At 68.2% G+C, this 592-nt stretch carries 1 protein-coding gene; it reads left to right on the top strand.

Going from position 1 to position 592, the window contains the following annotated elements; genetic code table 11:
- Positions 1-592 (top strand): acyl-CoA dehydrogenase family protein (locus CCL05_RS43175; RefSeq protein WP_279629969.1); only part of this gene is annotated, 592 nt, incomplete at both ends.

A 592-nucleotide genomic window follows, 5' to 3' on the forward strand; every position in this document is an offset into this window, starting at 1 on the left:
GCAAGTGGTACATCTCCGGGGCGATGCACCCCGACTGCAAGATCTTCATCGTGATGGGCAAGACGGACCCCGAGGGTTCCGACATCCGCCGTCAGCAGTCGATGATCCTGGTCCCCCGTGACACGCCGGGTGTGACGATCGAGCGCGCGATGCAGGTCTTCGGCTACGAGGACCACTACCACGGCGGCCATGCCGAGGTGATCTTCGACCACGCGCGCGTGCCGGCGTCGAACCTCATCGGCGAGGAGGGCGGCGGGTTCGCCATCGCGCAGGCCCGGCTCGGTCCCGGGCGGATCCACCACTGCATGCGGCTGATCGGGATGGCGGAGCGGGCGATCGAGCTGATGTGCCGGCGGGCGGTGTCCCGGACGGCCTTCGGGAAGGCGCTGGCCCAGCAGGGTGTGGTGCACAACTGGATCGCGGACGCGCGGGTGACCGTGGAGCAGTTGCGGCTGCTGGTGCTCAAGACCGCGTGGCTGATGGACACGGTGGGCAACAAGGGGGCGCACACCGAGATCCAGTCGATCAAGATCGCTACGCCCCGGGCGGTGGTGGACATTCTCGACCGGGCGATCCAGTTGCACGGTGCGGG

This window comes from Streptomyces africanus, from assembly GCF_002150735.1.
In the GTDB taxonomy this organism is placed as follows: domain Bacteria; phylum Actinomycetota; class Actinomycetes; order Streptomycetales; family Streptomycetaceae; genus Streptomyces; species Streptomyces africanus.